This window comes from Serratia sp. H1w (genome assembly GCF_000633355.1).
Lineage (GTDB): Bacteria > Pseudomonadota > Gammaproteobacteria > Enterobacterales > Enterobacteriaceae > Chania.
This window is the reverse complement of record NZ_AYMQ01000017.1, coordinates 1-22,113: the sequence shown is the minus strand read 5'-3', so window position 1 is coordinate 22,113 and position 22,113 is coordinate 1. Positions and strand designations below refer to the sequence as shown.

The 22,113-nt window shown below is 53.2% G+C and carries 20 protein-coding genes; 9 read left to right on the top strand and 11 right to left on the bottom strand.

Features of this window, described 5'->3' with window-relative positions:
- Positions 1-134: 134 nt before the first annotated feature.
- The 5 genes from fabY to typA form a co-directional block, all read right to left on the bottom strand.
- Entirely contained in the window at positions 135-1,082 is a 948-nt protein-coding gene (fabY, locus tag U869_RS0103270; RefSeq protein WP_025121275.1) for a fatty acid biosynthesis protein FabY, read from the bottom strand.
- A gap of 23 nt (positions 1,083-1,105) precedes the next feature.
- Positions 1,106-1,543 (bottom strand): D-aminoacyl-tRNA deacylase, encoded by a 438-nt coding sequence (gene dtd, locus U869_RS0103265; protein WP_025121274.1) that lies wholly within the window; start codon positions 1,541-1,543, stop codon positions 1,106-1,108.
- Positions 1,540-2,427, bottom strand: coding sequence for a virulence factor BrkB family protein (locus U869_RS0103260; RefSeq protein WP_025121273.1), 888 nt, complete (start codon positions 2,425-2,427; stop codon positions 1,540-1,542). Before U869_RS0103260 ends, dtd begins: the two co-directional genes overlap by 4 nt.
- Before the next feature lie 173 nt (positions 2,428-2,600).
- Positions 2,601-3,191: a glucose-1-phosphatase gene (yihX, locus tag U869_RS0103255; RefSeq protein ID WP_025121272.1), complete on the bottom strand. Its 591-nt coding sequence runs from the start codon at positions 3,189-3,191 to the stop codon at positions 2,601-2,603.
- 165 nt (positions 3,192-3,356) lie between these two features.
- On the bottom strand, positions 3,357-5,180 hold the full coding sequence (typA, locus tag U869_RS0103250; RefSeq protein WP_025121271.1) for a ribosome-dependent GTPase TypA: 1,824 nt from the start codon (positions 5,178-5,180) through the stop codon (positions 3,357-3,359).
- Between the two features lie 371 nt (positions 5,181-5,551).
- Between typA and glnA the strand changes: the two genes are divergently transcribed.
- The 4 genes from glnA (at position 5,552) to U869_RS32105 (ending at position 9,987) form a co-directional block, all read left to right on the top strand.
- Positions 5,552-6,961, top strand: a complete 1,410-nt coding sequence (gene glnA / locus U869_RS0103245) for a glutamate--ammonia ligase (protein ID WP_025121270.1) — start codon at positions 5,552-5,554, stop codon at positions 6,959-6,961.
- Between the two features lie 191 nt (positions 6,962-7,152).
- On the top strand, positions 7,153-8,202 hold the full coding sequence (gene glnL, locus U869_RS0103240) for a nitrogen regulation protein NR(II) (RefSeq protein WP_025121269.1): 1,050 nt from the start codon (positions 7,153-7,155) through the stop codon (positions 8,200-8,202).
- 8 nt (positions 8,203-8,210) lie between these two features.
- On the top strand, positions 8,211-9,623 hold the full coding sequence (gene glnG, locus U869_RS0103235; protein ID WP_025121268.1) for a nitrogen regulation protein NR(I): 1,413 nt from the start codon (positions 8,211-8,213) through the stop codon (positions 9,621-9,623).
- Between the two features lie 241 nt (positions 9,624-9,864).
- A complete protein-coding gene (locus tag U869_RS32105; protein ID WP_137751101.1) occupies positions 9,865-9,987 on the top strand; it encodes a YshB family small membrane protein in 123 nt (40 codons plus the stop codon).
- A gap of 36 nt (positions 9,988-10,023) precedes the next feature.
- Here U869_RS32105 and hemN read toward each other — a convergent pair whose 3' ends face one another.
- Both hemN and yihI read right to left on the bottom strand, forming a co-directional pair.
- Positions 10,024-11,397: an oxygen-independent coproporphyrinogen III oxidase gene (gene hemN, locus U869_RS0103225; RefSeq protein ID WP_025121267.1), complete on the bottom strand. Its 1,374-nt coding sequence runs from the start codon at positions 11,395-11,397 to the stop codon at positions 10,024-10,026.
- 186 nt (positions 11,398-11,583) lie between these two features.
- Positions 11,584-12,135: a Der GTPase-activating protein YihI gene (gene yihI, locus U869_RS0103220; RefSeq protein ID WP_025121266.1), complete on the bottom strand. Its 552-nt coding sequence runs from the start codon at positions 12,133-12,135 to the stop codon at positions 11,584-11,586.
- Positions 12,136-12,881: 746 nt separating this feature from the next.
- Between yihI and yihA the strand changes: the two genes are divergently transcribed.
- A complete protein-coding gene (gene yihA, locus U869_RS0103215) occupies positions 12,882-13,529 on the top strand; it encodes a ribosome biogenesis GTP-binding protein YihA/YsxC (RefSeq protein ID WP_025121265.1) in 648 nt (215 codons plus the stop codon).
- 591 nt (positions 13,530-14,120) lie between these two features.
- Here yihA and polA read toward each other — a convergent pair.
- A complete protein-coding gene (gene polA / locus U869_RS0103210) occupies positions 14,121-16,916 on the bottom strand; it encodes a DNA polymerase I (protein ID WP_025121264.1) in 2,796 nt (931 codons plus the stop codon).
- Positions 16,917-17,418: 502 nt separating this feature from the next.
- Here polA and U869_RS0103205 point away from each other — a divergent pair.
- Entirely contained in the window at positions 17,419-18,309 is an 891-nt protein-coding gene (locus tag U869_RS0103205; protein WP_025121263.1) for an acyltransferase, read from the top strand.
- Between the two features lie 50 nt (positions 18,310-18,359).
- Here the strand turns inward: U869_RS0103205 and dsbA are convergent, their stop codons facing one another.
- The 3 genes from dsbA to U869_RS0103190 form a co-directional block, all read right to left on the bottom strand.
- A complete protein-coding gene (dsbA, locus tag U869_RS0103200) occupies positions 18,360-18,983 on the bottom strand; it encodes a thiol:disulfide interchange protein DsbA (protein WP_025121262.1) in 624 nt (207 codons plus the stop codon).
- Positions 18,984-19,012: 29 nt separating this feature from the next.
- Positions 19,013-19,999: a serine/threonine protein kinase gene (locus U869_RS0103195; RefSeq protein WP_025121261.1), complete on the bottom strand. Its 987-nt coding sequence runs from the start codon at positions 19,997-19,999 to the stop codon at positions 19,013-19,015.
- A 93-nt stretch (positions 20,000-20,092) separates the two neighbouring features.
- Positions 20,093-20,362, bottom strand: coding sequence for a YihD family protein (locus tag U869_RS0103190; protein ID WP_025121260.1), 270 nt, complete (start codon positions 20,360-20,362; stop codon positions 20,093-20,095).
- Between the two features lie 151 nt (positions 20,363-20,513).
- On the opposite strand from U869_RS0103190, the gene mobA reads away from it, so the two are divergent.
- The 3 genes from mobA to U869_RS30405 form a co-directional block, all read left to right on the top strand.
- A complete protein-coding gene (mobA, locus tag U869_RS0103185; protein WP_025121259.1) occupies positions 20,514-21,104 on the top strand; it encodes a molybdenum cofactor guanylyltransferase MobA in 591 nt (196 codons plus the stop codon).
- Complete coding sequence (gene mobB, locus U869_RS0103180; protein ID WP_025121258.1) at positions 21,101-21,622, top strand: molybdopterin-guanine dinucleotide biosynthesis protein MobB; 522 nt, start codon at positions 21,101-21,103, stop codon at positions 21,620-21,622. The genes mobA and mobB overlap by 4 nt, the downstream gene beginning before the upstream one ends.
- 200 nt (positions 21,623-21,822) lie before the next feature.
- Positions 21,823-22,113 (top strand): helix-turn-helix domain-containing protein (locus U869_RS30405; RefSeq protein ID WP_232785318.1); only part of this gene is annotated, 291 nt, incomplete at its 3' end.

Sequence of the window (22,113 nt, the reverse complement as noted above, 5' to 3'; positions counted from 1 at the left end):
TATTCCTAGTGAAAAATAATCAGATTTTGTGAGAAATACCCCACATAAGATAAAGGAATCTATTAAACCATCCGGTTAGATAGCCAACTAACCGGGCGCAGCATATACAGCGCCCATTAGGATAAAACGCGATATCAGCTCGCGATCGCCTCCGATCCGCCCTTCTCCAGCGGCTCCTCGGGTTCGGCAGGCAGCACCATATAGGTGCCCTCAAATATCGCACCCTGGCCATCGTCACCAAATAACTGCACTTCTGCCTGTACGCGGGCCCGACGGCCACGCGCCAAACGAGCGAGATCGCCACTCAGCGAGCCAAGATCGGCAACCGCCCTTGGCCTGCCGGTGATCGGTTTACTGTAGCGAATATGGGCATCCGCCAGAATAATCGTGCCGCCTAGATGGCGCTCACGTAGCAGCAGCCAGATCAGTCCCCAGGCGGTTAACGTCGCCAGGGAGAACAGGCTACCGGCAAACAGCGTATGGTGCGGGTTCTGGTTGCCAACCTCCGGCATGGTGGTGACAAAACGCTGGCCGGTATATTGGCTGATACGCACCCCCATTTTTTCACTGAGCGGGATATGTTCATACCAGGCTTGCTGTAACTGCCCACACCAATCGGGGCGATGCAGAATATCGTCCAGCGTCGCCACCGGTTTGATCATCAGGTAATGTCGGATTGGCGTGGTTTGCGGCGCGGTAATTTCACCCTGGTTGATAAACCCCAGCTTGGCAAAGAAATCCACCGCATCCTCGCGGGCGCTACACACGACCCGCTTCACCCCTTCCTGCCGCGCCACCGACTCCAGGGTGATCGCCACCAGCGTACCCAGGCCTTTGTCCTGCACCGTAGGATCAACCGCCAGGAAGCGGATAGCGGCTTCGTTGTCGGCATTGATATACAAGCGGCCAATCGCCACAATCCGGCCATTCTCATCCACCACCATTTGATGGTGCGCCATGGCGTCGTAGGCATCCTTTTCCGAACCCACCGGCTGGTGCAATGGCTTACGCAGCATCTCCCAGCGAAACTGGTAATACTCTTTCAGTTCTTGTTCTGTAACGGGTACTCGTAGGTGATACATAGACGCCTTCTCTCTCGTAAAACTTAAACTTGTAACCAGAACGTCACCGGGCCGTCGTTCACCAAGGCCACCTGCATATCGGCGGCAAACTCACCGGTCTGGGTTTCGATGCCCCGCTGCTGGCACTGCTCAACAAAATAGCGGTATAACCGATCGGCTTCCTGTGGCACCGCACCGCGCGAGAAGCTCGGCCGCATGCCTTTCTGGGTATCAGCCACCAGGGTGAACTGCGATACCACCAGCAGGCTGCCGCCAGCCTGCTGGACGTTTAAATTCATCTTGTCATCCTCGTCGCCGAAGATGCGATACCCCAGCACCCGCTCACACAGGCGTTGGGCCTTCTGCTCGTTATCATCCTGCTCGACACCCAATAACACTAACAAACCGGGGCCAATCTTGCCTACCGTCTGGCCTTCTACCGTAACGCTGGCATTTAAAACCCGCTGAATTAACGCAATCATAACGATCCTTCCTGCTCCTGCTGTTGTTCTGCTTTTTGCTGCCGGTAAAGGCGGTACTCACCCAACGTAACGGTAATTTCGGCACCCAATAACACGATACACCAGCTCCAATAGACCCATAAAAATAAAATCGGGATCACCGCCAGTACGCCGTAGATCAGCTGGTAGGAGGGGAACATGGTGACATACAGCGCAAAGCCTTTCTTACCCAGTTCGAACAGCACCCCGGCCACCAGCGCCCCAACCAGCGCATCTTTCGGCGGCACGCGCACCGTAGGTACCACGCAATATAACAGCCAGAAAGAGACCCACGACAGGATCAGCGGGAAGACACGCAGCACCTCATCCACCAGGCTGTTAACGCCGGATTGCGCTAGCCATTGTAGTGACAGCAGATAGGAGCTGATTGCCATACTGGCCCCCACTAACAGCGGGCCGAGGGTCAACACCATCCAGTAAACGGCAAAGGAAACCACCATCGGCCGTTTGTTCTTGCTGCGCCAGATGGTATTTAGCACGCTATCCACCGAGGAGATCAGCAGCAGTGCGGTGACAATCAGGCCGCAAATCCCCACGGCGGTCATCTTGTTGGAATTGGCAACGAACTGTTCCAGATAACGCTGAAGCACGTTACCGGCAGCGGGCATAAAGTTGGAGAAAATAAAGCTTTTCAGCTGGACACTGATGTCCGCGAACATCGGGAAAACGGCAAATAGCGCAAACACCACGGTGATCAGCGGCACCAGGGAAAGTAGCGAGACGTAGGCCAGATGGCCCGCCAACATGGTCAGGCCATCCTCATCGATACGTTTATACAGCAACCGCCCGAAGGTTATCCCGGGTTTGATTGACGATGGCAGCTTTTTGCGGCGGAAAAACGACATATCTTCTTCCTCTGATGTCAGTCTTTACCCTATGGATTTCGAGTTGCAGCTAGGCGACAAGCTATCTCATCCCCAGGAGCTTACGTTTAGTAAGTGACTGGGGTGAGATAGTGCAGGTAACAACGCTGCAGCTTGAAAGACGACGGGTACGCCTTAAGCTTAACGTACGGTGATTATTGAGCAAAAAAAGCCGGAATAACCTGGCGATCGATGACATGGACCGCCTTGATCCCCAGCGCTGCTGCCGCCGCCACGTTAGCCTCTACATCGTCAAAGAATACCGCCTGAGCCGCCAGGGTATTTTCCGCCTTGAGGACGTGCTGATAGATGTTGGCATCAGGTTTACGCATGCCAAGATCCTGCGACAGATACATGTGATCGGCCGCTTCAGCGACCTGCGGGTAATGCTGAGGCCAGTAATTACAGTGCAGACGGTTAGTGTTCGATAACACCACCACGCGATGCCCTTCGTTGCGCAGACGGTGCATAATCTCGATCACTTCCGGGCGCAGAGCGACAAATACCGCCTGCCAGCCGGTGGCAAACTGCTCGAAGCTGAGTGCAATCCCCATTTCCTCACACAGTTTTTGCGCGAACTCTTCGTCGCTGACCTCACCACGTTCGTGCTGTTGGAAGACCTCGCCCATGCTAAAACGCTCGGACAGCGTCGCCAGCGGTGTGCCGCTGAGATTGCTCCACACGCCCAGTACACGTTTGAAATCGATATCGACAATCACATTACCTAAATCAAAGATATACAGCATAGTCCTCTCCCATGGGCCAGTGAGATTTCACTGTAACGGGAAAAGTTAAGGCTGAACAGGGAGCAGTGTGAAAAGCGCATGGCGCGCCGCAGAAAGGGGGAAAGGCAGAGGAAAAAACTCAGGGCGCTGTGACACGCCCTAAGTATTGCGGGTTAAATCGGCGAATTAAGCTTCTTTAGGACCGCGGTTGGCACGCTTACGATCGTTTTCCGTCAGGTGACGCTTACGGATACGGATCGAGATTGGCGTCACTTCTACCAGTTCGTCATCATCGATGAATTCCAGAGCTTGCTCCAGAGACATTTTGATGGCCGGAACCAGGGTAGTCGCTTCGTCAGTACCAGAAGCACGCATGTTGGTCAGTTTTTTACCGGTCAGGCAGTTCACGGTCAGGTCGTTAGAACGTGAGTGGATACCGATGATCTGGCCTTCATACACTTCAGCACCGTGGCCCAGGAACAGCTTGCCGCGATCTTGCAGACCGAACAGTGCGAATGCTACCGCTTTGCCCTGGCCGTTGGAGATCAGCACGCCGTTCTGACGCTGGCCCACTTCGCCCTGACGAATATCGTCGTAGTGGCTGAAGGTGGAGTACAGCAAGCCAGTACCGGAAGTCATGGTCATGAATTCGTTACGGAAACCGATCAAGCCACGGCTTGGGATCACGTAATCAAGACGCACACGGCCCTTACCATCTGGATCCATGTTTTTCAGGTCAGCTTTACGCTCACCCATCGCCTGCATTACAGAACCCTGGTGCTGTTCTTCGATGTCCAGCGTAACGTTTTCGAATGGCTCTTGCTTGCGGCCATCGATTTCACGGAAGATAACTTTCGGACGGGAAACCGCCAGCTCGAAACCTTCACGACGCATGTTTTCGATCAGTACCGACAGGTGAAGTTCACCACGGCCTGAAACACGGAATGCATCAGCATCGGCAGTTTCTTCAACGCGCAACGCTACGTTGTGAACCAGTTCTTTGTTCAGACGCTCAAGGATCTGGCGTGAAGTCACATACTTGCCTTCTTTACCACAGAACGGCGAGGTATTGACGTTGAAGAACATGCTTACGGTTGGTTCATCTACTGACAGTGCTGGCAACGCTTCTACCGCGTTCACATCACAAATGGTGTCAGAGATGTTCAGTTCGCCCAGACCGGTGATGGCAACGATGTCGCCCGCTTCGGCAACGGTGGCTTCGATACGTTCCAGACCCATGTGGGTCAGCACTTTACCGATTTTACCGTTACGGGTTTTGCCTTCACTGTCGATCAGAGTGATCTGTTGGTTAGGCTTGACCTTACCACGCTTGATACGGCCGATGCCGATAACGCCCACGTAGTTGTTGTAGTCCAGCTGAGAGATCTGCATCTGGAATGGAGCTTCCAGCTCAACCTGTGGCGCGGAGACGTGGTCGACAATCGCCTGGTACAGCGGAGTCATGTCTTCAGCCATATCGTTATGATCTGCACCGGCGATACCCAGCAGAGCAGAAGCATAGATGATTGGGAAGTCGAGCTGTTCGTCGGTCGCGTCCAGGTTGACGAACAGGTCGAAGACCTGATCCACAACCCAGTCAGGACGCGCGCCAGGGCGGTCAACCTTGTTGATTACCACGATCGGTTTCAGACCATTAGCGAAGGCTTTTTTGGTCACAAAACGGGTTTGCGGCATTGGGCCATCCATTGCATCCACAACCAGCAGCACCGAGTCGACCATTGACATCACGCGCTCAACCTCACCGCCGAAGTCGGCGTGTCCTGGGGTATCCACGATGTTGATGCGGTAGTCTTTCCAATTAATGGCGGTGTTTTTTGCGAGGATGGTAATCCCACGCTCTTTCTCCAAATCGTTGGAGTCCATTACACGTTCAGTGGCTTCCGCACGCTCTCCGAAAGTACCGGATTGTTGCAGCAGCTTGTCAACCAGGGTGGTCTTACCATGGTCAACGTGGGCAATAATGGCGATGTTACGCAAATTTTCGATCACAGCTTTGCCTCAGGCATTAGAAATAGCGCGCTATTGTACACGTATTAAGCGAGGGACTAAACAAGATCACAACACTCTCTTATAAACAACTGTGTACAGGCCAGTTTGTGATCCCTTTCACGCTGCAAAAAGCAGCAATTGATGATGTTTTGCACCATTTCAGTGCCCCACCCTAGGTTATTTGCACCATCATAGTGCATTGCATCGCTAATGGTGCATACTGGCCATGAGTAAAACCCGCACAAATAGGCGATTTTTTCGCTTTTAAAAAGTTGGCACAGTTTTCGCTTTAGTTTACTTAAGGCAAAAACAAGCCAGTCACACAGATTCGTTCCACGACGATGACAACGATAAAACCGGGAGAGTTAAGTATGTCCGCTGAACACGTTTTGACGATGCTGAATGAGCATGAAGTGAAATTCGTAGACCTGCGTTTCACTGACACCAAGGGTAAAGAGCAACACGTCACCATCCCTGCTCATCAGGTAAATGCCGACTTCTTCGAAGAAGGTAAAATGTTTGACGGCTCCTCAATCGGTGGTTGGAAGGGCATCAACGAATCTGACATGGTCCTGATGCCAGACGCCAGCACGGCGGTTCTGGATCCGTTCTTCGAAGAATCTACCCTGATCATTCGTTGTGACATCCTCGAGCCAGGCACCATGCAGGGCTACGATCGTGACCCACGTTCCATCTCCAAGCGTGCCGAAGACTTCCTGCGTGCTTCCGGCATCGCCGATACCGTGCTGTTCGGGCCAGAACCTGAATTCTTCCTGTTCGACGACATTCGTTTCGGCAGCAGCATCCGTGGCTCAATGGTCGCCATCGATGATATCGAAGGCGCATGGAACTCCAGCAGCAAACTCGAAGGCGGCAACAAAGGCCACCGTCCAGCGGTAAAAGGCGGTTACTTCCCAGTACCACCGGTCGACTCTTCACAGGACATCCGCTCTACCATGTGTCTGACCATGGAAGAAATGGGCCTGGTAGTTGAAGCTCACCACCACGAAGTGGCCACCGCAGGCCAGAACGAAGTGGCAACCCGCTTCAACACCATGACCAAGAAAGCCGACGAAATCCAAATCTACAAATACGTGGTGCACAACGTGGCTCACGCATTTGGCAAAACCGCGACCTTTATGCCAAAACCAATGTTTGGCGATAACGGTTCAGGCATGCACTGCCACATGTCACTGTCCAAGAACGGCACCAACCTGTTCGCTGGCGACAAGTACGGCGGCCTGTCTGAAATGGCATTGTTCTACATTGGCGGCATCATCAAGCACGCTAAAGCGATCAACGCCCTGGCTAACCCGACCACCAACTCTTACAAGCGTCTGGTCCCAGGCTACGAAGCACCGGTCATGCTGGCTTACTCTGCCCGTAACCGTTCTGCCTCTATCCGTATCCCAGTGGTTGCCAGCCCGAAAGCGCGTCGTATCGAAGCCCGCTTCCCTGATCCAGCGGCTAACCCGTACCTGTGCTTCGCTGCTCTGCTGATGGCGGGCCTGGACGGCGTGATCAACAAGATCCACCCTGGCGATGCCATGGATAAAAACCTGTATGACCTGCCGCCGGAAGAAGAAGCTGAGATTCCAAAAGTAGCGGGTTCACTGGATGAAGCAATGGCCGCACTGAACGAAGACCGTGAATTCCTGACCCGCGGTGGCGTGTTCACCGACGACGCGATCGATGCTTACATCGAACTGCGTAAAGAAGAGATGGATCGCGTGCGCATGACGCCACACCCAGTTGAGTTCGAACTGTACTACAGCGTTTAAGTCTTATCCGCGCTGTCTACACGATGGCGCGTCCTGAATTTTAGTAGCCGTTTTTTTGTTGCCGTGGAAACTTTTAGCCCATCTTCTGATGGGCTTTTTTCTCCACCGTATATTCTGCAAAACTATTTCATACCGTGACGGTTACGGATGGAGTAGGATGGATGCACTAAAAAGGTGCAGGAGACTGCTGTATGGCAACTGGCAAGCTGCCCGATGCTGGGCAGATCCTCAATTCTCTCATCAATAGCATCTTGCTGTTGGATGACACACTGGCGATCCACTACGCCAATCCGGCGGCTCAACAGCTGTTGGCACAAAGTTCCCGTAAACTTTTCGGTACACCGCTGCCCGATTTACTTGGCTATTTTTCGCTGAATATCGATCTGATGCGTGAGAGCCTGCATGCGGGTCAGGGCTTTACCGATAACGAAGTGACCCTGGTGGTCGACAGCCGCGCCCATATCCTCTCCTTGACCGCTCAGGCGCTGCCTGATGGCTTTATTCTGCTTGAGCTGGCCCCTATGGACAATCAGCGTCGCCTCAGCCAGGAGCAGTTACAGCACGCTCAGCAGGTGGCAGCGCGCGATCTGGTGCGCGGTCTGGCTCATGAAATCAAAAATCCGCTTGGCGGTTTGCGGGGGGCCGCGCAGCTGCTGGCCAAAGCCCTGCCAGACCCTTCGCTGACGGAATACACCAAGGTGATCATCGAGCAGGCCGATCGGCTGCGTAATCTGGTGGATCGCCTGCTAGGGCCACAGCGCCCCGGCCAACATATTACCCAGAGTATCCATCAGGTCGCGGAACGAGTCTGCCAACTGGTATCGCTGGAGAAACCGGATAACGTCACGCTGGTGCGTGATTACGACCCCAGCCTGCCGGAACTGGCGCACGATCCCGATCAAATTGAGCAGGTGTTGCTCAATATCACCCGCAACGCGCTACAGGCGCTGAGCGAAACCGGTGGCACCATCACGCTGCGTACGCGTACCGCGTTTCAAATCACCCTGCATGGCACCCGTTACCGTTTAGCGGCACGGATCGATGTTGAAGATGATGGCCCGGGCGTTCCTGCCCTGCTGCAAGACACCCTGTTCTACCCCATGGTCAGCGGCCGCGAAGGCGGTACCGGCCTGGGATTATCCATCGCCCGTAATCTTATCGATCAGCATTGCGGAAAAATTGAATTTAACAGTTGGCCAGGACATACCGAATTCTCGGTGTTCCTGCCCATTCGTCAGTGAGGTTTGCTATGCAACGAGGGATAGTCTGGATCGTCGATGACGATAGCTCCATCCGCTGGGTGCTCGAGCGTGCGCTCACCGGGGCCGGACTGAACAGCGTCACCTTCGATAACGGCAATGCCGTGTTGGAAGCATTGGCAACGCAAACTCCCGACGTGCTGCTGTCTGATATCCGCATGCCGGGGATGGACGGTCTGGCGCTGCTCAAGCAGATAAAACAGCGTCACCCGATGCTCCCGGTCATCATAATGACGGCACATTCGGATCTGGACGCGGCGGTCAGCGCCTATCAGCAGGGCGCATTCGACTACCTGCCAAAACCCTTTGATATTGATGAGGCCGTCGCGCTGGTAGAGCGTGCCATCAGTCATTATCAGGAACAGCAGCAACCGGCTCGCAGCCAACCTGCCAACGATCCCGTGGCCGATATTATTGGTGAAGCACCAGCCATGCAGGACGTGTTTCGCATCATCGGCCGTCTGTCGCGTTCCTCCATCAGCGTGCTGATCAACGGGGAGTCGGGAACAGGGAAAGAGCTGGTTGCCCATGCGCTGCATCGCCATAGCCCACGAGCCAAATCACCGTTTATCGCCCTGAATATGGCCGCGATCCCTAAAGACCTGATCGAATCCGAGCTGTTCGGCCATGAAAAAGGGGCGTTTACCGGAGCCAATCAGATCCGTCAGGGTCGTTTTGAGCAGGCCGATGGCGGTACGCTGTTCCTCGATGAGATCGGGGATATGCCGCTGGATGTGCAAACTCGCTTGCTGCGCGTGCTGGCAGACGGCCAGTTCTATCGCGTTGGCGGCTATGCTCCGGTGAAGGTCGACGTGCGCATCATTGCTGCGACCCACCAGAACCTGGAGTTACGCGTCCAGGAGGGTAAATTCCGTGAGGATCTGTTCCACCGCCTGAACGTGATCCGCGTGCATCTGCCGCCGCTGCGTGAACGCCGTGAGGATATTCCACGTCTGGCGCGCTATTTCCTACAGGTAGCTGCAAAAGAGTTGGGGGTTGAAGCGAAGAACCTGCATCCGGAAACCGAAACTGCCCTCACCCGTTTGCCGTGGCCAGGCAACGTGCGCCAGTTGGAAAACACCTGCCGCTGGCTGACCGTGATGGCCGCCGGGCAAGAGGTGCTGATCCAGGATCTGCCTTCAGAGCTGTTTGAAACCGCAGCTCCCGAAACCAGCAGCCACGGCCTGCCGGACAGCTGGGCCACGTTGTTGGCACAGTGGGCCGACCGAGCGTTACGTTCCGGTCATCAAAACCTGTTGTCCGAAGCTCAGCCAGAAATGGAGCGTACCTTGCTCACGACGGCGCTACGCCATACCCAAGGGCACAAGCAGGAAGCCGCCCGTCTGTTGGGATGGGGCCGCAATACCTTGACGCGCAAGTTGAAAGAATTGGGAATGGAGTAAATACCCCTCACCCTAGCCCTCTCCCAAAAGGAGAGGGAACCGAACGTGCTACCGTTAATTCCCGCACCTGACCTCAACACGGGAGCAGTGCCACATTAGCTGTCTGGCTCCCTGAGAGGGTTGGTGTGAGGGGTAATTGATGATTAAAAATACAATCTAGCGCACAAAAAACCAGCGATTGAAGACTTTTACCGGGTAGGCGGCAGCAGTATGATCGAAGCGCACACTCAGGAGGTTTTTGATGCTGGATACACTTATCGTCTTTCTTACCCAAGGCGCAGACGTTGGCTCTGCCGTCAGCCACTCACCGCAGGCGGCCGTTGCCACAGTGTTGTGCGCCGCACTGATTAATTTCTTCAGTTAACACCACAGCCGCCCGTTGCAGCCGTGGTGTTGTACGTCAGATCACCCGGGAGAACTGTTGTGCGCGGGCCTGTTTACGCAGGTAGATATCGAAACACATGCAGATATTACGGATCAGCAAACGCCCACGAGGCGTGACGCGGATACCGTGCTCATCGCGTTCCACCAGCCCATCACGTTCAAACGGCGCCAGTAATTCCAGATCGGACGCAAAGTAATCGGCAAACGTGATGCCGTATTGCTGCTCAATCGGCTGATAGGCCAGCTGGAAATTACAGATTAGCGTTTTGATCACATCACGGCGCAGACAGTCATCTTCCGTCATCGCCAGGCCACGCCACAGAGCGTTCCCCTGCTCTTCCACGTTGGCGTAATACACCTTCAGCTCTTTCTGGTTCTGCGCGTAGCTATCCCCCAGCATGCTGATGGCGGAAACCCCCAGGCCCAGCAGATCGCTGTCCCCTTGGGTGGTGTAGCCCTGGAAATTGCGATGCAGCTTACCTTCGCGCTGCGCAATGGCCAGCTCATCGTTTGGCCGCGCAAAATGGTCCATGCCGATAAACTGATAGCCTGACTCCGTCAGCGAAGCGATGGTTTGCTGCAGAATATCGAGTTTTTGTTGGGCGCTAGGTAAGTCGGCGTCCTTGATTTTACGCTGGGCAGCAAATAGGTTCGGCATATGGGCGTAGTTGAATACGCTCAGGCGATCCGGATTCAGCTCCGCCACGCGTTGCAGCGTGAAGGCAAAGCTCTCTGGCGTCTGCTTCGGCAGGCCATAAATCAGATCGATATTGGTCGAGTTGAAGCCTAGTGCCTTGGCCCGGGCGATCAGGGCAAAAATGAACTCTTCATCCTGCTCGCGGTTAACCAGGCGCTGCACTTCTTTATTGAAGTCCTGCACCCCCATGCTGAGGCGATTGAAGCCTTCGGCACGCAGGTGGTCCAGCACGTCCAGCTCGATTTCCCGTGGATCAACTTCGATCGACATTTCCATATCGGGTTGGCAATCAAAGTGCTGGCGCAGCATGGCGACCAGACGGCTGATTTGCTGTTTATCAAGATAGGTCGGTGTGCCGCCGCCCCAATGCAATTGGCTGACCTTGCGGCCGGCAAACAAAGGCGCACGCGCGATGATTTCACGCTCCAGCACGGTCAGATATTCATCGGCCTTGTGGGTCTGGCGCGTAACCAGCTTATTGCAGCCGCAGAAGTAGCAGAGCTTATGGCAGAAGGGAATATGCACATACAGCGACAGCGGTCGCTCAGGATAACGCTTGGCCGCGCGCTGAAACGCGGCTTCGTCGTAGCTCTGGTTAAACTCCAGCGCCGTGGGGTATGAAGTATAACGCGGGCCTGAATAGTTATATTTTTGGATCAGGGCCAAATCCCAGACAATGGTCTGTTCTGACATGCTTACTCACTCCTTCCGATATTTTTTCCTACCGGGCCGGGAAATGGGCAGTTGTCTACGCTGTCTGGCCGCGGAAGCGCTGCGAAAACGCGTTTTGCGCTTCGACAGCCGCCACAGTTTACCGAATAACCACAGTAGATAACATGTCAACAGTAGGGCTATTGCCGGGATCAGCCACATAACCGCTTAAAATACGTCTTTCGGGTTACCGCCTTTCAGCAGTTTCAGAATATCTTCCTGCTTTTCTTCCTGCTCTTCGTCGTCTTCATCGCCCAGTTCAATGCCAAGCTGTTCCATCAGCGCATCGATACGGTCCAGGGTTTGATCGACGTAAGCCTGATCTTCGGCACTCAGCGTGGCGCCGTCATCCAGGCGATCCAGCAAGGCATCCAGACGCTCATCGTTTTCCAGCTTGGTCAGTTCTTCTTCTGGCGTGAGACGCGGTGGCTTTTCTGCCTTCGGTTTTGGCTGCGGTTTAGCCGCCTTCACTTTAGCGTCAACCACCAGCGCAACCGGCACTTTACTGCCGATACGTGGATCCTTGGCTTCTGACCCGGTTTTATTTTTCTGGTTGGTAGAGTCATTCTGGGTGCGAGAACCGGAAGCCAGGCCACGGCGCTTTTTCAGACGCTTGCGCTCGCGAGCTTCCAGATCGAGCTCCACACGACTTTTCTTTTTACTTTTTGACGTCGCCGCGCTGCTGCGTGGGCCGCGAGGTGCTTTTGATGGCTGGTTCATAGCTTAATACTCTTAGGTATGTAGATTCAGTATAGAATTGCTATACGATTGCGGCGGAATCTAGCAGAAAGCAGACAAAGAAAAAAGGCGGCAGGTTAAAACCTGCCGCCTTTTTCACTCCTTCAGTCGAAGGATATTCTTGCTCCGCGCTCCATGCGCACACTCAACATCCCGGTCTTTCCATCTGCGATAACCCGCGCTCCCTGCAACTACGTCCTTCATCCTGAAAGAAAAAATCAACCGTGTTACGATCCGTTCGCTTCCACTCTTCCTGAGTGCGCTTCCCGCGTGCATCCGATTGCCGTTACTTCTTCATCCGTGTACTATTCGTGCGCTCCGGCACCAATAGTTTCAATTCCATCTGGCATCATCCTGGTACTCTATACACGCCCTGTGTATTCCCTGAGATTTTTCACCCTTCCTGGATGTTCCTGTTTCCTTGGCCTCCTGCCTTGCAACCTACTTTACGCTTTTCTGGGGTGCGCTCAAGATACCTACAGACGGCTTACGGCAATTTTCTGCATATCGAAATTATAACTAATTGTTTTATATCGCATAAAATATTTACTGCTTTCGAATAAAGCGACATTACCCCCAATTCGAATGGTCAATGTCTCACACGGCAGGCGCCAGTTTGCCACAAGCAATTTGTGGTTAATCGCTTAAAAACCGAGAAACACACCCTTTTGCCGCTGATGCAGTTATAATCGCCCACCAGATAGCCATCCTCACGGAGACGAAAAATTTTGACCAGCAAGAACTACAATTACCATGTGACCCATTTCGTCACCAGTGCGCCCGATATTCGCCACCTTCCGGGGGATGAAGGTATTGAAGTAGCGTTCGCCGGCCGCTCCAACGCCGGTAAGTCCAGCGCACTCAATACCCTGACCAATCAAAAAAGCCTGGCACGTACCAGTAAAACGCCAGGTCGTACCCAGTTGATTAACCTGTTTGAAGTCGAAGAAGGCATCCGCCTGGTCGACCTGCCGGGCTATGGCTATGCCGAAGTGCCGGAAGAGATGAAGAAGAAATGGCAGCGGGCGCTAGGTGAATACCTGCAAATGCGCAACTGCCTGAAAGGTCTGGTGGTGTTGATGGATATCCGCCACCCGCTCAAAGACCTGGATCAGCAGATGATCCAGTGGGCCGTTGATGTTGGCACACCGGTGCTGGTGCTGTTGACCAAGGCCGATAAGCTGGCTTCCGGTGCTCGCAAGGCACAGCTCAATATGGTGCGTGAAGCCGTGCAGTCGTTTATGGGCGATATTCAGGTAGAAGCCTTCTCTTCACCGAAAAAGATCGGCGTCGATAAACTTAGCCAGAAGCTGAATACCTGGTTTAACGAGATCCCACCGGAAGTGCTGCCGGAAGACGATCTCGGCGGGGAATAATCACCGCCACTCGCTCAGATTGATGATAGGGCGCTGCATGCAGCGCCCCTACGCAGTGAGTCTGATGGGGAATGCCTGCAATTTCGAGCCGATGCTGAGACATCGGCTTTTTTACGTCCGTCGTCCACCGAACCAGAGAAGATTTCGTTATCTAATTACAAATTTGACTAAAAGCCATCATAAAAACTTATGGCATAACTCGGGATATGGACGTTGAAAAGCGGCTGATTCAGACAGGAGTGCAGCGGGAGGCTGGTGCTGAAGGATAACAAAAACCTATGGATTGGCGTTGTTTTTACAATAAAAAACGCCCCAGTCAATACTGACTGGGGCGGCTAAATATTCAGCCAAATCCGATTACGTGAAGTAAAAGGTCTGAAAGATAGAACATCTTACCTCTGTACCCTACGTCTGTAACTCTACATCATTTTTTCGCGCTGCAAAAGAATTTTTTGTAGTTTACTTACACGATCTGGGCATTAACCGCGGCGATTTAGCCGAAACTATCGCCGCAGGGTGTTGCTCAATTACCAAAAATGCTTAGGTTTTCGCCAGTTAGCACTAACTCGGCCCTAATACTCTCCTGAGTAATTAGTGAGCTTCATCCCAGTTTTTACCTACGCCGATATCCACCCGCAGCGGAACCGCCAGCTGCATGCTGTTTTCCATCAACTCATGAATGCGCAGGCTGGCCTGTTCAATGGCCGACTCATGGATTTCAAACACCAGTTCATCGTGTACCTGCATGATCATGCGCACCAGCGGCTGCTCAGGCCCTTGCAACCAGGCATCCACCTCAATCATCGCGCGTTTGATGATATCCGCAGCAGTGCCCTGCATAGGGGCGTTAATCGCCGCTCTCTCGGCTGCCTTGCGGCGCATGCCGTTGCTGGAACGAACATCCGGCAGATATAACCGACGGCCATCCAGCGTGCTGACATAGCCCTGCTCGGCGGCCTGTTGGCGGGTGCGTTCCATATACTCCAGCACGCCAGGGTAGCGTTCGAAGTACAGATCCATATAGCGCTGCGCTTCACCGCGTGGGATCCCCAACTGGCGAGCCAGGCCGAAGGCGCTCATGCCGTAAATCAGACCAAAGTTAATCGCCTTGGCACTGCGACGCTGTTCATTGGTAACCTTATCCAACGCCAGACCAAAGACTTCTGCCGCCGTTGCCCGGTGGATGTCTTTACCTTCGGCAAACGCCTTGAGCAAGCCTGCGTCCTGCGATAAATGCGCCATGATGCGCAACTCAATCTGCGAGTAGTCCGCAGCGACAATACGGTAACCCTCTGGCGCAATGAATGCCTGACGGATACGACGCCCTTCATCGTTACGCACCGGAATGTTTTGCAGGTTTGGATCGCTGGATGACAGGCGGCCGGTGGCGGTGACAGCCTGATGATAAGAAGTATGTACCCGGCCACTTACCGGGTTGATCATCAACGGCAACTTGTCGGTGTAGGTGGTTTTCAGCTTCGCCAGACCACGATACTCCAGGATCACTTTCGGCAGTGGATAATCCAGCGCCAACTCGGCCAATACTTCCTCATTGGTAGAAGGAGCGCCGCCCGGGGTCTTTTTCAGCACCGGCAGCTTTTGCTTTTCATACAAAATGGCCTGTAACTGCTTGGTCGAAGCCAGGTTGAACGGCTCTTCGGCCAGTTCATGGGCCTGTATCTCAAGCTCGCCCAACCGCTTGGTCAATTCAATGGAGTGGGTAGCGAGGATATTTGGATCGATCAGCACCCCAGTGCGTTCGATATGGGAAAGCACCGGCAGCAATGGCATTTCAATCTCATTGAATACCGTCAGCAGGCCTTCACTCTCTTTCAGCTGTGGCCACATCGCCAAATGCAGTTGCAGCGTTACGTCGGCATCTTCTGCCGCATAAGGGCCAGCCTCTTCAAGGGCAATCTGGTTGAAGGTGAGCTGCTTTTTCCCTTTACCCGCGATCTCTTCGAAGGTAATGGTTTTATGGCCCAGATAACGATCGGCCAGGCTATCCATATCGTGGCGGCCACCGACGCTGTCGAGCACATAGGACTCCAGCATGGTGTCGTAGGCAATACCACGTAAATCGATGTCATAACGCGCCAGCAGGCTCTTATCGAACTTCAGGTTCTGCCCTACCTTGAACGCCTTCTCATCTTCCAGCAGCGGTTTCAGGGTGGCCAGGACGTGGTTACGATCCAACTGTGGGGGCGCATCCAGATAATCATGGGCGACTGGCAGGTAGGCGGCTACGCCAGGCTCAATGGCAAAGGACAGCCCGATCAGATTGGCCGTCAAGGTATCCAGGCCATCGGTTTCGGTATCGAAGGCAAAGACGTCGGCCTTTTTCAGGCGCTGCATCCAATCGGCAAAGGTTTCCTCATCCAGAATGGTGACGTAACCCTCCTGCGACAAGGTTGCCTCTGCTGCGGCTCTCGGTGCTTCCGCCACTGCGGTTGGCTTGGCCGCCGCGCTCGCCTTTCGGCCCGACCCTTTGTTTTCTAACCAGGTACCGGCTTCGACATCGGCCATCCAGCGTTTGAATTCGTAGCGTTTAAACAGCTCATGCAGTTTATCGGCATCCGGTGGACTGACAGCCAGCTCACCGCAGGTGAGATCCAGCTCGACGTCGGTTTTAATCGTCGCCAGTTTGTAAGAGAGGTAAGCGACCTCTTTATTCTGCTCCAGCTTGGCGGCCATCGTTTTGGCACCACGGAAGCTCAGCGTGGCAATACTGTCCAGGTTGGCATAGAGCGCATCCAGACCCCCCAATCCTTGCAGCAACGCCTGGGCCGTCTTCTCACCCACACCTGGCACACCAGGAATGTTGTCCGACGAATCCCCCATCAACGCCAGAAAATCGATGATCAGCTCGGGAGGAATGCCGTATTTGTCACAGACTTCCTGCGGACCGAGGATGGTGTTGTTCATGGTATTGATCAGGGTGACATTCGGTGTCACCAACTGCGCCATGTCTTTATCACCGGTGCTGATCAAAACGGCATGACCCGCTTTCTCTGCCTCCAGTGCCAGGGTACCGATCACGTCATCGGCCTCAACCCCTGGCGTTACCAGCAGCGGTAAGCCCATGGCTTTAACCATCTGATGCAACGGTTCGATCTGCGCCCGCAGATCGTCCGGCATCGGTGGCCGGTGAGATTTATATTCGGCAAACAGCTCATCACGGAAGGTCTTCCCTTTCGCATCAAACACCACCGCCACATGGCTGGGAGTATACTGCAGCAGCAGGCTACGCAGCATGTTCAGCACACCGTACATCGCTCCCGTCGGCTCACCGACCGAGTTAGTCAGCGGTGGGAAGGCGTGATAGGCGCGGTAAAGGTAAGAGGAACCATCCACCAGGATTAATGGGTTTTCTGCAATCTGGGCCATAACGTTTCTTTTTCGTGAAAAGGACTGGGGTAAGCATGCCATAGCTAGCCGCTGGTGACGAATCTTAGCGTGCATTTCGGCCAAATTAGCTGGGATTATGCGAAACGATCCACAAGATCGCACCTGTGGATAACTTTGTGCATAGTTTAGATACTGAATTATAACGAGGCTAATATCGTTATAATGAAAAATAAAAATCCTATTGAAATCACAATGTTAAAAGAGAGGTTTGGCGGTTTTACTCTTTATCGTGTTTCAGACAATTTGTGGATATAACTGGGGCCGGAGTTTAATCGCACGTTTAATCAATTTTGGCACCTCAATGACCATAGCATAAGATTGGAAACCTGCACGCCGATAGCATTAAACAGGCTATTTCTATCCGGTCAAAATCGCTTACTTTTAGCCACGTGTGGTTGGCCGGTATTCTGCTAAAATATTTTTTTGTTGATACGTTCCGACGTACGCAACGATGTTCTCATTAACCGTCAGCACTTAACTCATGCCAAAATTGCTAGCCCCTGTTATTTTTATCTTTTCTGCGCTGCTTGCCGTTGGCGTGACGATGCTGTGTTCCATCCCCATTGTGCTGGCCGGTATCATCAAGCTGTTGCTGCCTATGCCCGGCGTTTGGCGATACATTTCCGCCTTTGCCGACCTGATGATGTGGTGCTGGTGCCAATGCCTGGCGGTATTGTTGCGCATCAACCCTTGGCTACAGTGGGATATTCAAGGGCTGCAAGGGTTGGAAAAAAAGAATTGGTATTTACTGATCAGCAACCACGAAAGCTGGTCGGACATTGTGGTGCTGTGTGTATTATTCCGCCACCACATTCCCATGAATAAGTATTTTCTCAAGCAGCAACTGGCCTGGGTTCCCTTTGTCGGTATCGCCTGCTGGGCGCTGGATATGCCTTTTATGAAGCGTTATTCGCGGGCCTATCTACTCAAGCATCCGCAAAAGCGCGGCCAGGATATCGAAACCACGCGCCGCTCCTGCGACAAGTTTCGTCTGCGCCCGACCACCATCGTCAATTTCGTTGAAGGCTCTCGTTTCACCGAGGCCAAGAAAATTAAAACCCGCTCCCCTTACCGTAATTTGCTGACGCCCAAAGCCGCTGGGATCGCCTTTACCCTCAGTGCGCTTGGCCAGCAATTTGATAAGATCCTGAATGTCACCCTGTGCTACCCAGATAACCGCGAGCATCCGTTTATGGATATGTTATGTGGGCGATTGCAGCGAATTGTCGTCAGGATTGAATGCTTGCCGATTGATGAGACATTGCATGGGGATTACTTCAATGACAAAGGATTTAAACGCAAATTCCAGCTGTGGCTGAATACGTTATGGCAGGAAAAAGATAGTTTACTTGAAAGGCTCAAACGCCAATAACAAGGGTAAAAAAAACGCCGGATTAACCGGCGTTAGTGATTTGCTGCTGGTTACTTCTTCTCGCTCAGGAACTTAACAACATCAGCGAATTGCTTGACGTAAACGTCCATGTTGCTGGTATCCAGACCATCGTTTTTCACCATGTATTTGCCATTAACAAATACCGCTGGCACGCCACGCAGTTGCAAATCTTCGGCCGCTTTCTCTTGCTGAGCGACCAGAGATTTCACCACGAAGCTGTTCAAGGCCGCGTCATACTCTTCCCCAGCTACGCCAGCATTGACGAACACCTTGCGGATATCGTCTGGCGTTTGCACGGTTTGGGTTTTCTGAATCGCTTCAAACATTGGCTGAGTAATTTTGTCTTCTACACCCAGAGCCATGGCAACTGCCCAGGCCTGCGTCAGTTGCTTACCCATTGGCCCCAAGAACTCCACATGGTACTTGGTCATCTTGGTGCCTTCAGGCAGCCCTTTCTTGATCGCATCAGAGATATGGAAAGTCTCTTCAAACTGATAGCAGTGCGGGCAGTAGAAGGAGAAGAACTCCAGCACCTGTGGTTCACCAGTGACCGGCTTATCCAAAGTGACGTATTGAGTACCATCGCTGAATTGCGCAGCGGAGGCACTGAATGCCATCACCATACCAACGAGTGCCAACCAGATTTTTTTCATACAACTAAATTCTCCATTATGTTAACGCTTCAATACATTGGCATGAGCTGCAGAGGAGGTTCCTGCAACAGCTTAACCTGTTCAGTAAATGCCGCGGTCTGAGATAACCAGAAATCAGACTCCGCCATCCACGGGAAACTTTTAGGAAACGCGGGATCCTGCCAACGGCGTGCTACCCATGCCAGGTAATACACCATGCGCATGGCCCGCAGGGGTTCGATCAACGCCAGTTCACGCTGATCAAATTCGGCAAATTCACCGTAGGCTTCCAGCAGAATATCCAACTGCATCAGCCGATCGCGCCGTTCGCCGTGCAACAACATCCATAAATCCTGTATCGCCGGTCCGTTGCGAGCATCGTCAAGATCGACGAACAGCGGACCATCACGCCACAAGATATTGCCTGGGTGGCAATCACCATGCAAACGCAGCGGCTGCCAATCCAGCTGCCAGTGCGGTTTGATCGCGTCAATCAGCGTATCCGTAGCCCGCAGGAAAGTCTCGCGCTGGGCCTTGGGGACTAAATCACAGCTGGCCAGAACCTGCCGAGGTTCAGTGAGATATTCTTCAATGCCTATAGTCGGCCGCACGGCAAACAGGCTTTCGCTGCCAACCTGGTGGATGCGGCCAAGAAAACGCCCGACCCACTCCAGCTGTTCCAGATTATCGATCTCATACTGCCGGCCACCGACGCTGGGAAATACGGTAAAGAAAAAGCCTGCATGAGTGTGCAGCGTATTTCCCTGTAAGACCAGTGGCGCAACCGCCGGGATTTCGTTGTGCGACAAATCCAGTGCGAAACGGTGTTCTTCACCGATCTGCTCGGCACTCCAGCGCTCCGGGCGATAGAATTTCACCACGTAACGCTTACGGTCTTCATCCATAAACTGGTAAACGCGGTTTTCATAGCTGTTGAGCGCCGTCAGCCCAGAATCAACACGCAAACCTATCCCTTCCAGCGCATCCATAATCAGATCGGGGGAAAGGGTTTCAAAATTAAATGCCGAGTTGTTCATACCAACCGTTCAGTTCGCCAGATGACAACAGCGTGCCAGGAATAAGAAAGAGTAGCACTAATCACCGCCACTGATGACCGCACCGCATGAATGCTAATCTTTTATCACGCCACGGGCACGCAGCAACGCCGTTTTAAAGTCGTCTTCGTAGTCTTTCTTCAGACCAGGGATCTGTTCGGTGCCTGCACTGCCGCGCATTTTCAGATGGTAGATCAAGATGTCATCGCTCAGTTCGCCTAGTTCACCCTGAAAACCCGCTTCCTGCGCCAGTTTTTGCAAAAACTGAATCAGATTGAGATCGGGATCCTGCTGCCAGGCCGGGTGTAAAAGCTCAATCAGCTCGTTGACGCGATGCGTTTTCATATCAAGATATCATCCAGTGAAGTGATAAACCCACAAAGTAGCAGGCTTAACTGCGTAGTGAAAGAACCAGCGTGTCAATAAAGGTAAATCATGATGTCTAAACAGGTTTAGCGCTACAATCAGGGCATTGGAGAGGGGCTGGATGATGACAATGCATGCAAATATAACCGGCGTTATTCTGGCCGGTGGACGCTCTACCCGTATGGGAGGGAAAGATAAGGGATTGGTGCAAGTGGGGGATAAAACCCTGTACCAGCACGTGCTGAGCCGATTAATACCGCAAGTGGGCCAGGTGATCATCAGCGCCAACCGCAATCAGCAGAGTTATCGGCAAAGCGGTTTGCCAGTCGTCGGCGATCTGACGGCAGATTACCCTGGTCCCCTGGGCGGGATCCTGGCAGGTCTCACTTATGCCCGCACACCATGGATTGTCTGCGCTCCTTGTGATGTACCCGATTATCCTCTCAATCTGGTAGAGCAGTTGTGGCAGCATAAAGGCAACGCTCTGGCCGCCTATGCCAACGATGGTGAACGCGATCATCCAACATTCGCCTTACTGCATACCAGCCTGGTAGATAGGCTCAGTCACTATCTGGGTCAAGGGGAACGTAAATTGATGTTGTTCATGGCAGCTATCGGTGCTCAGCCGGTGGTATTCAGTGAGCAGCAAGATGCCTTCCGTAATTTGAATACGCCGGAAGATTGCCAACAGTGGCAACAGGAAAAGGAGAGCGCTCAATGACGGATGCATTACCCCCCTTGCTGGCTATCGCCGCTTATAGCGGTACAGGTAAAACCACGCTACTTAAGCAATTGATCCCATTATTAAAACAGCAGCAGATACGCGTTGGACTGATCAAGCATACTCACCATGATATGGATGTGGATACGCCTGGTAAGGACAGCTATGAACTACGCAAGGCGGGTGCAGACCAGACGCTGGTTGCCAGCGATCGGCGCTGGGCATTGATGACCGAAACCCCAGAGCAACAGCCTTTGGATCTTCAGTATCTGGCCAGCAGATTCGATCATAGTCAGGTGGATGTGATCCTGGTGGAAGGATTCAAGCATGAGCAGATCAGCAAAATTGTTCTCTATCGCGAGGAGGTCGGTAAACCTCTTGCAGACATGCTGGATCAGCACGTTATTGCTGTAGCCAGCGACAAGAAGATAGAAGGTATTGTGTCGTTGTTAGATATCAATCAGCCTGAGGCAATTGCGCAGTTTATTGCTCAGTGGTTAATGCAGGTAAAGAGGTAGTCCCCTTACCCTAACCCTCTCCCCCAGGAGAGGGAACCGATCGAGCCCGTTGATATTCCGCCATTCTTTCCGCAGCCGCACAGGCTCACCCACGACACCGGATTACTCCCTCGCCCTTTGGGAGTGTACAGACCGGGGACATCGTGAACACTTGTTCGGGGACATGGTAGACACTACAACTTAGGTATGAGTACTTCTGTGTGGAGCTGCTTATGCCGTGGGATGAGAGATCTGCCATGTCATTACGTACCGAGTTTGTGCTTTTCGCCTCGCAAGAAGGCGCTAATATCCGGGCGCTATGCCGTCAGTTCGACATAGCACCTGCCACCGCATACAAGTGGTTACATCGCTGGCAGTCTGATGGGCGGGCCGGCCTGAGTGAACGCTCTCGAGCACCACACCACTCCCCTAGCAGAACCCCTGACACCGTTGTTGAACACCTCCGCGCTGCCCATCTGGCCCATCCGATGTGGGGCGCGCGCAAGCTCAAG